Origin of the sequence: Phenylobacterium zucineum HLK1, assembly GCF_000017265.1 — a bacterium.
In the GTDB taxonomy this organism is placed as follows: Bacteria; Pseudomonadota; Alphaproteobacteria; order Caulobacterales; family Caulobacteraceae; genus Phenylobacterium; species Phenylobacterium zucineum.
The window spans coordinates 1,741,594-1,754,703 of record NC_011144.1 but is presented as its reverse complement, the minus strand read 5'-3'; the positions used below and the strand labels follow the sequence as shown (position 1 = coordinate 1,754,703).

The window sequence follows — 13,110 nt, the reverse complement described above, 5'->3', positions numbered from 1 at the left end:
GGTGCGCCCGGCTCCGCCCCACCGTCAGGCAAGGCTTTCCCATGCGACGGGCTCTCATCCTCGGCGTCGCCGCGCTCGCCTCGGCGGCCTGCGGCGTCCAGGCCGCGGTCAGCGCGACCGCCAGCTCGCCCGTGCGCATCAGCTTCGTGCGGCCCGTCGGCATCAACATCGGCAACACCATGACGCTGCCCAGCGTCTCGGTGGCCCCCGTCATCCGCACCGGCGCGCTCGGCGCCCGCGCCTCGACCTCGGTGCGCAGCCCGGGCAACGCGCAATTAACCATTAGGGGTCAACCTGGGGACGTAGTCTCGACGACCGTTCCCGAGAGCTTTACGGTCGTCCGAAGCGGGGGCGAGGAATCATTGACCGTGAAGACGAACACGAGCGCCGAGTACCAGATCGGCAGCGGCGACGTCGTGCTGGGCGGCGCCATACTCAACGGCAACACGATGAGCGTGGACATCGGGGGATCGCTGAACCTGGCTTCAGCCCAGAACCTGGTGCCGGGTCCCTACGAGGGCGTCCTCGTCGTCGTGGTGCAATACAATTGAGCCGCCCGGCCCTTTTCACGGCGCTCGCCCTCCTCACCTTCGTTGGCGCCGCCGACGCCTGGGGACAGCAGCCGTCCGCCCCTCCGCCGGTGTCGGTCACGACCGTCGGCGCGAACCTCAACATCACGCCCAAGCGGGTGACGTTCGATCCGCAACGCCGCACCGCTAGCGTCTACATCTTCAACCAGGGCACGGCCGCGGCGACCTTCGACATCGCCATGGTCGACCGCGCGATGCTGCCCGACGGCCAGATCGTCGCCGTCGCCGACACCGCCGAGCGCCCCGAGGCGAAGGCCGTGGCGGACAAGGTCGCCTCGGCCAAGGACATGCTTCTGGTCTCGCCTCGCCGCGCGACGCTGGCGCCCGGTCAGGGACAGACGATCCGCCTGCGGGTCGCCTCCGTGCCGCAGGACGCCAAGGGCGAGTACCGCACGCACCTGACCGTCACCACCATCCCGCCGCCGAGCGTCGGCACGACCGCCGAGGACGTGGCGGGCGGCGCCGGCAACGAGCTGCGCTTCCAGATCACCTCGGTGTTCGGCCTCAGCATCCCGGCCATCGTCCGGGTGAGCGAGCCCGACGTGCGGGCGGCGATCGAGGACGCCCATATTGAGTACGTGGACCTCTCGTCGGACGGCCGCAGCGACCCTAAACGTACGCCCGTCATGGCTTTCGACCTGGTCCGCGTCGGTGCGAATTCCCTCTTCGGGAACGTCGAGGTGCGGGCCGCCGGCAAGCGAGGCGACCCGATCGGCGTCGCGCGAGGGGTGGGCGTCTATACCGAGATCGACCGCCGCTCCATGCGCGTTCCCCTGACGCGTGCGCCTGCCGCCGGTGAGAAGCTGGAAGTCACCTTCACCGACGACGACACGTCTCCGGGCAAGCTTCTTGCGACCGTTCAAGCGCCCTAGATGGATTACGTGCTCCGTTCCTGCAGCCCTTGTCCTCCTAGCCGCCGCCCCTGGCCAGGCGGCTGACGGCGCTGCAACGACGGCCCCGGCTGGATCGGCGATCCAGCCGCGGGCTGACGTCATCGATCCCGGGAACCTGGTTCTCTTTTCCGTAGAACTGGACCAGCTCACCCTGACCGACGGCCTTGCGGCCTACGGCGATCCCACAGACCCCTACCTGCCCGTCGGCGAGCTCACCCGGCTCCTCGAGATGGACGTCGACGTCCTGCCGGCCGAGGGGCGGGTCATCGGCCGGGTCGGCGAGGCCCGCCGCTCCCTGATCATCGACCTGAAGACCGGCACCGCGCGCGAGGGCGCCCGCGCCGAGGCGCTGTCCACCGACGACATCGCGGTCACACCGACCGAGGTCTACCTGCGCGCCTCGGCCGCCACGCGCCTGCTTCCGATGAAGTTCGAGATCAGCGTCGAGGCGCTCTCGATCAAGATCATCGCCCAGGAGCCGCTGCCCATCCAGTCGCGGCGCGAGCGCATGGCCCGGCTGCGCAACCTCGGAACGGACCCGCAGGCCGGCGCCGCCGAGAGTCTCGTGGTCGATCCGCCGTACCGCGCCGCAAGCCTCCCGGCCTTCGACGTCCAGCTCGCCACCGGAGTCCAGACCGAGGATCCCCAGACGCCCTTCCGCTACGACGTGCGGGCGGCGGCCGATCTCGCCTACGGCAACTTCCAGGGCTACCTCGGCTCGGACGAGACCGGGCGCCCCTCCTCGGCCCGGGTCCTGTTCGAGCGGCGCTCGCTCCAGGGCGGGCTGCTTGGGCCGCTCAAGGCCCGTGTGGTCAGCATCGGCGATGTCTACACCCCCGCCCTGTCGCTCGGGCCGCGGGCGGTCGGGGGCCGGGGCTTCAGCCTTTCAACGGTCCCGCTGGACGAGACCAACATCTTCAACCGCATCGACCTGCGGGGCGAGCTGCCCATCGGCTACGACGTCGAACTCTACATCAACGACGTCCTGCGGAGCGGCCAGAACACCCCCGCGAAAGGCCGCTACGAGTTCCTGAACGTGCCGCTCGCCCCCGGGGTGAACGTGATCCGCATCGTCACCTACGGGCCGCGGGGCGAACGCAGCGAGCAGACCCGGATCATCAACGTCGGCGGCGGCCTGCTGCCGCGCGGTCGGGCGACCTTCGAACTGGGCGCGGTCGAACAGGACCGGGAGGTCTTCACGTTCGACGGCCTCGGCTCGGCGCCGAGCACGCTGGAGCGCGCCGGCGGCTTCCGTGCCGTGGCGGCGGTGAACTACGGCCTGACCTCGTTCCTCACGCTCTCCGGCGGCGCGGCGCTCGTTCCGATCGACGAGGAGAAGTACCGCGCGGCCTACAATGTGGGCCTGCGCACCTCGCTGCTGGGCTTCTCCACCCAGGTCGACCTAGCCGCGGACGACCGAGGCCGGACAGGCGCCTTCATCGGTCTGGCCGGCCAGGTCAGCGGCGCCTCGATCGTCCTGCGCCACGCCGAGTTCCGTCGCGGGTTCCTGGACGAGAACGGCCCCGGCTTCGACCGCTCCCGCCCGACCCGCCAGCGGACAGAGCTCTCGGTGGATGCGAGCGTCGAGCTGACGGGCCGGATCATCCCGATCTCGGCCCGGGCCGCCCGCTACGCCTACGCCGACGGGACCCTCAACTACCTGGGCTCGCTCCGCGCCTCCACCTCGGTGGCCAACGTGCTGGTCTCGTCGGGCTTCGAATACGAGCGGACCGACGGCCGGGCCAGCACGTACGAGCGCCTCACCGGCTACGTCGCCGCCTCCACCTTCCGCGACTACGCCTGGCAGCTGCGCGCCGCTCTCGACTACGACATCCTGCCCGAGCTCACGGCGCGGTCCCTGGCGATCACCGCCGACCGCGACATCACCGACACCTGGGCCGTGCGGCTGGGGGTCGGCCAGCCGCTCGACGACCTGGAGGGCACGAACTTCACGGTCTCCAGCATCCACCGCCTGCGGATGGGCGACCTGGCGCTGAGCGGCGACTACAACAACCGCGACAACTCCTGGAGCCTCGGCGCGCAGCTGAGCTTCGGCCTGAACTACAACCCGGCGGCGGGCGGCTATCAGATGACGCGTCCGGGCCCCGGATCGGGCGGCAGCGTCCTCTTCCACGCCTTCCTGGACGAGAACGCGAACGGCGTCTTCGATCCGGGCGAGGAGCCGGTGAAGGACGTGACCCTCGAGGGCGGGCTGACGCGCGTGAAGACGGGCCCGGACGGCCGCGCCTTCGTGTCCGGCATCGGCGCTGGCCCCACGGCGCGCCTCCTGGTCGGCCTGGACCAGTTGGAGAACCCTTCCGTCTCGACGCCCCCCACCACCCTCGACCTTCGCCCCCGGCCCGGGTCGACGATGGAGATCGCCTATCCGATGCAGCCAACCGGCGACGTGATGGTCCGGCTGATCCTGCGCCGCCCCGACGGCGATCCCGTAGGCCTGGCGGCCGCCCGCCTGGTCCTCATCGGCGAGAAGGGGCGCACGTACGAGGCCGGCACCGAGTTCGACGGCACGGCGATCTTCTCGGGCGTTCCCGTGGGGCGCTATCGGGTGGAGCTCGAGCCCGAGCAGGCGCGGCGGCTGCGGATGCGGCTGGCTGCGCCGCTGACCGCCGTCGTCAAGAACGACGGCGGCTTCGGAACCGACGTGCAGGGTGAAGTCCTCTTCGAGCCGCGCCCTGAGGACGTCGAGCAGACGTCAAGCACGTTGGAAGATGCGGCAGCTTAGTATAGAGGCCTCCCAACTTGTCCGTTCAGCGTAATACCCTCCCCGGCCGCAGGAAGTTCATGCAACTGAGACTTGCAATTCAGGTGATGCTGATTGCATTGCTTGGGCAGGCCGGCGCGGCCCAGGCCCAGACGTTCGGGCTGGGGATCACCGCGTCCCGCCCGGACCTCGGCAGCGTGACCTCGGCCGACGTCGGCGACACCGTCTTCCGGGTGGACGCCGCCACCGGCGCCATCAGCAAGGTCAGCGGCGGCGGCGCCCGTCTGGGCACGGGCACGTCGGTGGTGACCGTCACCGTCACCTGCGGGAACCAGAACGCCTGCAACTCGCGGACCCTGAACGGGACGATCTCGGCCGTCGGCACGCCGACCGGGCGCGCCGGCCCGATGACCAACTTCGACCTGGCGGGATCGGTCATCTCCAACGAGAGCGGCTCGAACCCGCGGACGTTCAGGGTCGGCGCCATCGGAAAGAACTCGTCGAAGACCTTCACCGTCGGCATGGACTTCCCCATCAAGGGCGACAACGCCGGCGGCGGAACGAACGCGGCCCAGTCGTCCTTCACGATCACCCTGACGCCCAACGGCTCAGGGAACACCGTCTCGAAGACCGGGACGGGCCTGGCGACGGTCTATCGGTCGCTCGGCATCGCCAAGAACAGCGACCTGTCCTTCGGCCGGATCGTGCGCCCCGGCAGCGGCAATGGCACGGTCACGATCAACGCCATCACCGGCCTGCGCAGCCTGGGCGGCGCGGCGGTGGGACTGCCGACCCCCTCTCCCTCGCGGGCCAACTACACCGTCTCTGGCGAAGGCGGGCGAACCTTGTCGGTCACCATCCCCTCCTCGATCGTCATGACCCGCGAGGGCGGGACCGAGACGCTTACGGTGACCACGACGAACACCGCCTCGACCCCCAAGCTGAGCTCGATCCTGGGCATGGCGGGAACCTACACCTTCTCGGTCGGCGGCTCGTTCCCGCTGGACAGCACGACGGCGTCGGGCGCCTACAGCGGCGTCTTCAACGTATCGGTGGCGTACAACTGAGGACGGCAGGCTTCTTGCTGACCCGTCCTCCGAAATCGGCGTCGCCGCGGCGGCGCAGCGGCCGTTGAGGGCCGGACTGTACCAATTTGGGGCTAGGGGACCGCTCTGACATGTCGATCATCATCAGCTTCGGGGGCGTCCCCGACGGCGCGTTCAACCTCTACGAGGAAGCGGGCTTCCGGTTCACGACGGCCACCAACGCCCCCGACGCCTTCGAGGGCGGCCTGAGCATCGCCGACCTCGGCACGGGCGAATACATCTTCGTGCGCAACACGGCCGACACCGCCACGGTCGAGAAGCTGGACGGCGGCGCGTTCGGCGTGAGTTCGGTCGATCTCGACGGCTTCCGCTGGACCGGCTTCACGCCGGCCGGGGAGCCCATCCCCGGCTCGTCCGCGGTCCAGATCAACTTCATCGGCTACAAGAGCGACGGGACGACGGTCAGCTGGTCGTTCAGCACCGACGCGAGTTCCGGCTTCCAGACGGCGGTGCTGCCGGCCGACTTCCAGGGCGGGCTGCTGGCGTTCCAGTGGTACGCCGAGGGCGGCTCGGGCCTGACGCTGTTCGACAACCTGACCCTCCAGCAGAACCGTCCCCCGGTGGCGGAGGACTACTCCGGCGAGGGCCGCGCGGGCGAGACGTTCATCGGCCAGCTGGCCGCCTCGGACCCCGACGGGCAGGCGCTGGTCTTCCAGCCGGTGGGCGACCTCCCCCAAGGCGTCACCCTCGATCCCGACGGGCGGTTCTACGTCGAGCCGCTGGAGAGCGACCTGGACCTGCCGGCCGGCCAGAGCCGGGTCGTCACCTTCCAGTACGCGGTGAGCGACGGCGAGGCGGCCTCCGAGCCCCAGACCGTCACCTTCGAGATCCAGGGGGTGACCGCGCCGGGCAAGGTCATCTGGGGCGACAACAAGTCCAATACCCTGACCGGCGATTCCGGTCCCGACACGATCTGGGGCTGGAACGGCGAGGACACCATCGCCGGCGACCGCGGCGACGACTGGCTGGACGGCGACAACGGCAAGGACAACCTCTCGGGCGGGGCCGGCGCCGACACCCTGTGGGGCGGCAACGGCAAGGACACCCTCGTGGGCGGCGCCGGCGACGACAAGCTGTTCGGCGGCCTGGGCGAGGATCACTTCATCTTCGACCAGGGCTCGGGTCGCGACGTGATCTTCGACTTCCAGTCGGGTCACTGGGAGCACCACAAGCACGGCTGGGGCTGGGGCGGCTCAGGCAAGCGTTGGGAGCCGGGCGACCTGATCCAGATCTCGCCGGCGACCGTCGGCAGCTTCGACGAGCTGATGCAGCACGCCGAGCAGAAGTGGTACGGCGTCGAGTTCGACTTCGGCGACGGCTCGTCCCTGACGCTGATGGGCGTGAGCCTGTGGTCGCTGAACGTGGACGACTTCCTCTTCGCATAGCGGCGATCTAGCATCCGGACCGAAGGCTCCGCCGTATCCCTACGGCAGGAGCCAAACCGGGAGATCCACATGCACCGCCTCGTCGCCGCCGCCGCGCTCTGCGCGGTGATCGCCACCCCCGCCGCAGCCGCCCTCAAGCCCGGGGACAAGGCGCCGGACTTCACGGCCCAGGGCTACCAGGCGGGCAAGCCCCTCACCTTCTCGCTCGCCGAGGCGCGGAAGAAGGGGCCGGTGGTGCTCTACTTCTTCCCGGCGGCCGACACGAAAGGCTGCAACATCGAGGCGAAGATGTTCGCCGACGCCATCCCGCAGTTCCAGGCGGCGGGGGCGACCGTGATCGGCGTGACCGCCGGCAACCTCGACAAGCTGCAGCAGATCTCGTCCGACACCGACAAGTGCTCGGGCAAGTTCCCGGTGGCCGCCGATCCGGGGGCCAAGATCGCCAAGCAGTACGACGCCGTGCTGGCGATGAAGCCCGACTGGTCCGACCGGACGTCCTATGTGATCGCGCCCGGCGGCCAGGTGATCCACACCTATTCCAAGCTGGACCCGTCCGAGCACGTCTCCCAGACCCTCAGCGCCGTCAAAGGCTGGAAGGCGGCGAAGAAGTAGCCGCTCAGGAAGGGGTGGGCCGGGAGTCGGCGTCGCAGCCGAACCTGTCGCAGAGCCGGCGCAGGATCTCGCCCTGCGCCGGCGGCATCAGCTCCTCCGTGATCGCGATGGATTCCTGCATCAGCTGCGGAATCCGCGTGATGGCGGCCTGGCCCACCGGGCTCTCGTAGAAGACGACCATCGCCTCGAGCTCCGCCTCGGTGAACGTCCTGGCGTAGACCGGCGTCATCCGCGCCATGAGCTTCGGCGTCACCTCCTCGCGCATGACGTCACGGACGATATGGGCGACGGCGACCCGCTCCTCGTCGCTGAGGTTCAGGTTCGACGAGGCGGCCATCTGGGTGATGATGGCCTGGGTGAGGAGGTCCGCCTGGTTCTCGGCCCCCGTCGCCTTCAACAGCCGCTGGACGAGCTCGAGCGCCTTGGGGGACGGCGACGCCGCCTGCGGTCTTGCCGGCGGGGATGCACCCTGGGACCAGGCCGCCGCAGGCGCAGAGGCCCCAAGCGCGACGACGAGGGCGGCGGCGGCAAGCCTGCGGAACATGGGCGACTCCGGATTGATGGGGCAGGTTCCGCAAGGCAGAGCTGCAGCGCAACCCCGAATTTCCTTGCCCTTCCAGGGGTTTTCCCCTATTGGCCCGCGTCTTCACGGAAGGCGGTCTCATGCGGAACGCGAAAGGGCCGGGAACCCCCCGGTCGCCGCGCTGAGAGCCATCGTTTCCGGCGGACCTTCCGCCGCCGGACGCGCCGCCCTCCCAACCGGAAGAAGGAACTGATGGCCCTCTACGAACACGTGGTCATTTCGCGGCAGGATATCTCGCCGCAGCAGGCCGAAGCCCTGAACGACCAGCTGAAAGCCCTCATCGAACAAGGCGGCGGCTCCGTCGCCAAGATCGAGTACTGGGGTCTGCGCAACCTGACCTACCGGATCAAGAAGAACCGCAAGGGTCACTACTCCCTGCTCGCGATCGACGCTCCGGCGGACGCGGTCAAGGAGATGGAGCGCCAGCTGTCGATCAACGAAGACGTCCTGCGCTACATGACCGTCCGCGTGGACGAACTCGACCTCGAGCTCTCCCCGATCCTCGCCCGCCGCGATCGCGAACGCGAACGCCGCGACGACTCTCCGCAATTCTAGGAAAGGGAGGCTCTCGCATGTCCGAAGAAACCTCCACGGCCGCCACCGGGTCTGCGACCGTCGGCGCTCCCGCCGGCGGCGCTCCGCGCCGTCCGTTCTTCCGCCGCCGCAAGGTGTGCCCGTTCTCCGGCGCCAACGCCCCGAAGATCGACTACAAGGACGTCAAGCTCCTGCAGCGCTACGTGTCCGAGCGCGGCAAGATCGTGCCGTCGCGCATCACCGCGGTGTCCGCCAAGAAGCAGCGCGAGCTGGCCAAGGCCATCAAGCGCGCCCGTTTCCTGGCGCTGCTCCCCTACGTCGTGAAGTAAGGGGGAAGGTCCGATGAAAGTCATTCTGCTCGAACGGCTGGAAGGCTGGGGCGGCCTCGGCGACGTCGTCGACGTCAAGGACGGCTACGCCCGCAACTTCCTCCTCCCCCGCCAGAAGGCGCTCCGCGCCAACGGCGCGAACCTCAAGGTCTTCGAGGCGCAGCGCGCCGAGATCGAAGCCCGCAACGCCAAGGCCAAGGAAGCCGCCGGCAAGGCCGGTGAGAAGCTCGACGGCACGCAGTACGTCCTGATCCGTCAGGCGGGCGAGTCCGGCCAGCTCTACGGCTCGGTGTCGGGCCGCGACGTGGCCGACGCGGTCAACGCCGAAGGCGGCAAGGTCGAGCGCTCGATGGTCGTGCTGGACAAGCCGATCAAGACGCTCGGCATGCACGAGGTGAAGATCCGGCTGCATTCGGAAGTGGCGGTCACCGTCACCCTGAACATCGCCCGCAGCCAGGACGAAGCCGACCGTCAGGCCCGCGGCGAGAACGTGATCGCCTCGCAGTTCGAGGACGAGCGCATGGCGGCCGAACAGGCCGCGGCCGACCTGCTGGAAGGCGGCGCCGGCCAGCAGGCCAGCGAGTACACCGAAGCCCAGGCCTAAGGCCCGCTTCGATAGGTTGCGAGACGGCGCGGGGGGCTTCCTCCCGCGCCGTTTTTCGTGCAGCCAAGCTTCATCCACAGGTTCAGAAAAGTTCTGGGGAGAATTGGTCGCAGCGACATGTGGCGCCCGTGATCGGACGGCCCTGGACCGCTATCGATTGAGGCATGGCGATCGTTCCGGCTCTTGATCTGCGCCCCGTCTCGAACGACGCGGCGATCCCCCACGCTCCAGCCAACATCGAGGCCGAGCAGGCGCTGCTGGGCGCCCTGCTCTACGACAACGCGGCCTTCGAGCGCCTCGGCGACAACTTGCAGGCGCGCCACTTCTTCGAGCCCTTCCACCAGCGGCTCTACGCGGCCATCGAGACCCACATCCGCAAGGGCCAGCTCGCGGAGCCGATCCTGCTCGCCGAGCAGTTCGCCCGCGACCCAGCATTCGAGGAGCTGGGCGGCGTCCGCTACCTGGCCGATCTCGTGGAGCGCGCCCCGCCCGCGGCCAACGCCCCGGACTATGCACGGGCGATCTACGACCTCGCCCTGCGGCGTGACCTGATCCGGATCGGCGGCGACATCGCCGCCCAGGCCCAGGCGGGCGACGCCGAGCTCGACGCCCGCGAACAGATCGAACAGGCCGAACAGCAGCTCTACCAGCTGGCCGAGACCGGCGGCGTCTCCCAGGGCTTCGTGCCGTTCTCCGACGCCCTGCAGGGCGCGCTGGCCATGGCGGCCGAGGCGCACAGCCGCGACGGCGGGCTCGCCGGCCTCTCCACCGGCCTGATCGACCTCGACCAGAAGATCGGCGGCATGCACCCGTCCGACCTGATGATCCTGGCCGCCCGCCCGTCGATGGGGAAGACCTCGCTCGCCTGCAACATCGCCTTCGACGTCGCCCGCAACTACGCCTGGGAGCCCCAGCCCGACGGCTCCCGCAAGACGGTCCGCGGCGGCGTGGTGGCCTTCTTCTCGCTGGAAATGAGCGCCGAGCAGCTCGCCCTGCGCCTGCTCGCCGAGGCCTCGGGCGTCTCGGGCGACCGGCTGCGCAAGGGCGAGATCGACGCCATGGAGTTCGGCCGCATCCGCGATGCGGCCATGGAGATCCAGGAGGCGCCGCTCTACATCGACGCCACCGGCGGCATCACCCTGGCCAAGCTGGTGGCCCGCGCCCGCCGGCTGAAGCGGATGGTCGGCCTCGACCTGATTATCGTGGACTACCTCCAGCTGGTCACGACCGGCTCCGGCGGCCCCGACAACCGGGTGCAGGAGGTCTCGATGATCACCCAGGGCATGAAGGCGCTGGCCAAGGAGCTGAACGTGCCGGTGCTGGCGCTCAGCCAGCTCAGCCGCCAGGTCGAGAACCGCGAGGACAAGAAGCCCCAGCTCTCGGACCTGCGCGAATCCGGCTCGATCGAACAGGACGCCGACATGGTGATGTTCGTGTACCGCGAGGAGTACTACCTCAGCCGCCTGGAGCCCCGCGAAGGCACCGAGGAGCACTTCAAGTGGCAGGAGCAGATGGACCAGGTGCAGGGGCTGGCCGAGCTCATTATCGGCAAGCAGCGTCACGGCCCCATCGGCACGGTGAAGCTGTCGTTCAACTCCGACACGACCAAGTTCGGCAACCTGGCCCGCGACTCGAGCCGCTACGAGCCCCACTAGGGCGGCGGCCGCGCCCCTACGAGAACTGCAGCGGCCCGCCCAGCTCGGCCGCCCGGGCGATCGCCAGGGCCCTGAGCGCGCCCACCGCGAGCGCGGCCAGCAGGATGCTGGCGAAGTAGGTCAGGGCCCTCTCCGGATCGGGCCGCATCAGCCGCGGCAGGCCCAGGTAGAGCGTCCAGGCGCACCAGAGCGCCGCGAGCAGCCCCACCGGGAGCGCGAGGTTCGGGTAGAGATGGGCCGCCCCCGCCACCCAGGCGGCCGCGCCCGAATAGCCGACCAGCTTGAGCGCCTGGTCCCGCTCCCGCAGCCCGCCGAATAGGGGCCCCATGGCGGCGACCAGCCAGGCGAGCCCCCAGACCCCGACCAGCGTCAGCACATAGCCGACCACCGCCTCCGACAGGATCGAGACGAGGCTGGGGCGGACGCCCACGTCCGCGAAGCTGATCCCGAACAGATAGGTCCCGAGCGCTCCGCACACGGCCGGTATGGCGGCCAGCGGCGCCACGAAGCGGCCCAGCACCTGGCGCTCGCCGCCCGGTTCCGGTGCGACGGTCTCCCAGGTTCGCGCCGGCCGCAGGATCATCGCGCCGGCCCGCCGGGCCAGCCACGCCAGACTCATCCAGCCCTCCGAACAGCTCCCGGCATCTGACTAGCACGCGCCGCGTGGCCGCACAGACCCCGGCGCTGCGGTCGGCTAGACTTGGGATCCCTCGAATCAGGAGCATCCCGTGGCCCGCGACGGCGCCGTCTATGCCTGCCAGTCCTGCGGCGCCGTGCAGACCCGCTGGTCCGGGCAGTGTCCCGCCTGCGGGGCCTGGAACTCGCTGGTCGAGGAGCTGACCAGCCGCCCGCCGGGCGCCCTGAAGCCGTCCAAGGCGACCCGCGCCCGGGGCCTGGCCTTCCAGGGCCTGGAGGACGCCACCCCTGCCCCTCCGCGCATCGCCACGGGCGTGGAGGAGTTCGACCGCGTGTGCGGCGGCGGGGTCGTGCCGGGCTCGGCCATCCTGCTGGGCGGCGATCCCGGCGTGGGCAAGTCCACGCTCCTGCTGCAGGTGGCCGCCAGCGCCGCCCGCCGGGGCGCCCGCTGCGCCTACATCTCTGGCGAAGAGGCCGTGGAGCAGGTTCGCGGCCGTGCCCAGCGCATGGGCCTGGCCGACGCGCCGGTGAAGCTCGCCGCCGAGACCAGCCTGCGGGCCATCACCGACGGGCTGAAGGCCGAGGACTTCGACCTGGTGGTGATCGATTCCATCCAGACCCTGTGGAGCGACGCCCACGAGGCAGGGCCGGGCTCCGTCACCCAGGTGCGCGCCGCCGCAGGCGAGCTGGTGCGTCTGGCGAAGAAGCGGGGGCTGGCGGTGATCCTCGTCGGCCACGTGACCAAGGAAGGCACGATCGCCGGTCCCCGGGTCGTGGAGCACATGGTGGACGCCGTCTTCGCCTTCGAGGGCGAGCGCGGCTATCCCTTCCGCATCCTGCGCGGCGCCAAGAACCGCTTCGGCGCCACCGACGAGATCGGCGTGTTCGAGATGAACGACGCGGGCCTCTCCGAGGTGAAGAACCCCTCGGCGCTGTTCCTCAACACCTCGGGCGAGCGGGCGGCCGGCGCGGCGGTGTTCGCGGGCATCGAGGGCTCGCGCCCCGTCCTGGTGGAGATCCAGGCGCTCGTCGCCCCCTCGGCCTACGGCACGCCCCGAAGGGCGGTGGTCGGCTGGGATTCCGGGCGGCTGGCGATGGTGCTGGCGGTCCTGGAGGCCCGGTGCGGCCTTGGTTTCGGGGACCGGGACGTCTATCTGAACGTGGCGGGGGGCCTTCGGATCACCGAGCCCGCCGCAGACCTCGCCGCCGCCGCGGCGCTCGCCTCTTCCGCCTTCGACCAGGCCCTGCCGCAGGACTGCGTGGTCTTCGGCGAGATCAGCCTGTCGGGCGAGGTGCGCTCGGTCAGCCGGATGGACGCCCGCCTGAAGGAGGCCGCAAAGCTCGGCTTCCGTCGCGGGCTCGGTCCCGCCGACGTCGAAGCCGCGGGCGGCATGACATTCACCGGGGTGAGCCGCCTCGCGGACGCCGTTCGCCGGATCGGCGACGGCGCATGGGACTAGG

The 13,110-nt window shown here is 70.0% G+C and carries 13 protein-coding genes; 11 read left to right on the top strand and 2 right to left on the bottom strand.

All coding sequences use genetic code 11. The annotated features are described in order from the left end of the window. The first annotated feature begins 41 nt into the window (after positions 1-41). The 6 genes from PHZ_RS22115 (at position 42) to PHZ_RS08530 (ending at position 7,308) form a co-directional block, all read left to right on the top strand. Positions 42-551, top strand: coding sequence for a DUF4402 domain-containing protein (locus PHZ_RS22115; RefSeq protein WP_012522107.1), 510 nt, complete (start codon positions 42-44; stop codon positions 549-551). After that, a complete protein-coding gene (locus PHZ_RS08550) occupies positions 548-1,462 on the top strand; it encodes a fimbrial biogenesis chaperone (RefSeq protein ID WP_012522106.1) in 915 nt (304 codons plus the stop codon). Before PHZ_RS22115 ends, PHZ_RS08550 begins: the two co-directional genes overlap by 4 nt. Next, complete coding sequence (locus PHZ_RS08545; RefSeq protein WP_148216824.1) at positions 1,440-4,226, top strand: hypothetical protein; 2,787 nt, start codon at positions 1,440-1,442, stop codon at positions 4,224-4,226. The genes PHZ_RS08550 and PHZ_RS08545 overlap by 23 nt, the downstream gene beginning before the upstream one ends. A gap of 59 nt (positions 4,227-4,285) precedes the next feature. Beyond that, on the top strand, positions 4,286-5,272 hold the full coding sequence (locus PHZ_RS21635) for a DUF4402 domain-containing protein (protein WP_083770861.1): 987 nt from the start codon (positions 4,286-4,288) through the stop codon (positions 5,270-5,272). Between the two features lie 110 nt (positions 5,273-5,382). After that, positions 5,383-6,696 (top strand): calcium-binding protein, encoded by a 1,314-nt coding sequence (locus tag PHZ_RS21630; protein ID WP_012522103.1) that lies wholly within the window; start codon positions 5,383-5,385, stop codon positions 6,694-6,696. A gap of 69 nt (positions 6,697-6,765) precedes the next feature. Beyond that, positions 6,766-7,308 carry a peroxiredoxin gene (locus PHZ_RS08530; protein ID WP_012522102.1) on the top strand — a complete coding sequence of 181 codons (543 nt, stop codon included), beginning with the start codon at positions 6,766-6,768 and terminating at the stop codon, positions 7,306-7,308. A gap of 4 nt (positions 7,309-7,312) precedes the next feature. On the opposite strand, the gene PHZ_RS08525 is transcribed toward PHZ_RS08530, so the two are convergent. Beyond that, a complete protein-coding gene (locus PHZ_RS08525; RefSeq protein WP_012522101.1) occupies positions 7,313-7,852 on the bottom strand; it encodes a DUF2059 domain-containing protein in 540 nt (179 codons plus the stop codon). Positions 7,853-8,083: 231 nt separating this feature from the next. Between PHZ_RS08525 and rpsF the strand changes: the two genes are divergently transcribed. The 4 genes from rpsF to PHZ_RS08505 all read left to right on the top strand — a co-directional run bounded on the left by rpsF (position 8,084) and on the right by PHZ_RS08505 (position 11,013). Next, positions 8,084-8,446, top strand: a complete 363-nt coding sequence (rpsF, locus tag PHZ_RS08520; protein ID WP_041373363.1) for a 30S ribosomal protein S6 — start codon at positions 8,084-8,086, stop codon at positions 8,444-8,446. A 17-nt stretch (positions 8,447-8,463) separates the two neighbouring features. Further along, positions 8,464-8,754, top strand: coding sequence for a 30S ribosomal protein S18 (rpsR, locus tag PHZ_RS08515; RefSeq protein WP_012522099.1), 291 nt, complete (start codon positions 8,464-8,466; stop codon positions 8,752-8,754). A gap of 13 nt (positions 8,755-8,767) precedes the next feature. Further along, positions 8,768-9,358, top strand: coding sequence for a 50S ribosomal protein L9 (gene rplI / locus PHZ_RS08510; protein ID WP_012522098.1), 591 nt, complete (start codon positions 8,768-8,770; stop codon positions 9,356-9,358). Between the two features lie 164 nt (positions 9,359-9,522). Further along, on the top strand, positions 9,523-11,013 hold the full coding sequence (locus PHZ_RS08505) for a replicative DNA helicase (protein ID WP_012522097.1): 1,491 nt from the start codon (positions 9,523-9,525) through the stop codon (positions 11,011-11,013). Positions 11,014-11,029: 16 nt separating this feature from the next. Here the strand turns inward: PHZ_RS08505 and PHZ_RS08500 are convergent, their stop codons facing one another. Beyond that, positions 11,030-11,632: a Yip1 family protein gene (locus PHZ_RS08500; protein ID WP_012522096.1), complete on the bottom strand. Its 603-nt coding sequence runs from the start codon at positions 11,630-11,632 to the stop codon at positions 11,030-11,032. Positions 11,633-11,741: 109 nt separating this feature from the next. Between PHZ_RS08500 and radA the strand changes: the two genes are divergently transcribed. Continuing rightward, positions 11,742-13,109: a DNA repair protein RadA gene (gene radA / locus PHZ_RS08495; RefSeq protein WP_012522095.1), complete on the top strand. Its 1,368-nt coding sequence runs from the start codon at positions 11,742-11,744 to the stop codon at positions 13,107-13,109. The last annotated feature ends 1 nt before the right edge of the window (position 13,110 follow it).

Coding starts and splice junctions, on each gene's coding strand:
- PHZ_RS08530 (WP_012522102.1), top strand. CDS start 6,766: ATGCACCGCCTCGTCGCCGCCGCCGCGCTCTGCGCGGTGATCGCCACC.
- PHZ_RS08505 (WP_012522097.1), top strand. CDS start 9,523: ATGGCGATCGTTCCGGCTCTTGATCTGCGCCCCGTCTCGAACGACGCG.
- PHZ_RS22115 (WP_012522107.1), top strand. CDS start 42: ATGCGACGGGCTCTCATCCTCGGCGTCGCCGCGCTCGCCTCGGCGGCC.
- PHZ_RS08500 (WP_012522096.1), bottom strand. CDS start 11,632: ATGAGTCTGGCGTGGCTGGCCCGGCGGGCCGGCGCGATGATCCTGCGG.
- rpsF (WP_041373363.1), top strand. CDS start 8,084: ATGGCCCTCTACGAACACGTGGTCATTTCGCGGCAGGATATCTCGCCG.
- PHZ_RS21630 (WP_012522103.1), top strand. CDS start 5,383: ATGTCGATCATCATCAGCTTCGGGGGCGTCCCCGACGGCGCGTTCAAC.
- rpsR (WP_012522099.1), top strand. CDS start 8,464: ATGTCCGAAGAAACCTCCACGGCCGCCACCGGGTCTGCGACCGTCGGC.
- PHZ_RS08525 (WP_012522101.1), bottom strand. CDS start 7,852: ATGTTCCGCAGGCTTGCCGCCGCCGCCCTCGTCGTCGCGCTTGGGGCC.
- PHZ_RS21635 (WP_083770861.1), top strand. CDS start 4,286: ATGCAACTGAGACTTGCAATTCAGGTGATGCTGATTGCATTGCTTGGG.
- rplI (WP_012522098.1), top strand. CDS start 8,768: ATGAAAGTCATTCTGCTCGAACGGCTGGAAGGCTGGGGCGGCCTCGGC.